This window comes from Neolewinella lacunae (assembly GCF_014349155.1).
GTDB classification, from domain to species: domain Bacteria; phylum Bacteroidota; class Bacteroidia; order Chitinophagales; family Saprospiraceae; genus Neolewinella; species Neolewinella lacunae.
Map to the genome: position 1 here is coordinate 1 of NZ_JACSIT010000134.1, position 460 is coordinate 460.

A 460-nucleotide genomic window follows, 5' to 3' on the forward strand; every position below is an offset into this window, starting at 1 on the left:
TTGACGCGGGCGATGGACAGCGTTACACCCGAGCAGTCGTCGTAAGAACCGTTGTCGATGTTCTCCGGCGTCAGGACGGCAAAGCCCGTGGGCAGGCCCGTCGTGGAGGAAGAACCGGAAGAGATGCCGATGTTCAGGCCGTCTTCGCAGATCGCAACGGGAGCCGTGCGGTCTTCCACCGTGAAGAGGTAGTCGGAGAAGTCACTGTTACCACACTGGTCGGTGTAGGTGTAGCGCAGCAGGTGCGTTCCTACGGGGATGGCCGTCGTGATCTCGGGCGTAGCGTTGTTGGGGTTGACCACGAAGGAGCCGATGGGCGTAGCGTTCAGGTCAGCACCGGGGTAGATGTTGGCCGTGATCGTTAAGTTGGTTCCCGAGCAGTTGTCTACCGCGCGGACACCAGCGGCGTCGAGGCGCAGGTAAGCGGCGCAGATGTTGCCCGCATTGGTCGTGTAAACCA

The 460-nt window shown here is 61.3% G+C and carries 1 protein-coding gene; it reads right to left on the reverse strand.

What is annotated here, in order from left to right; genetic code table 11:
* Positions 1–460, reverse strand: a 460-nt coding sequence (locus tag H9S92_RS14115) for a hypothetical protein (protein ID WP_187467345.1), incomplete at both ends; no start/stop codon positions are given.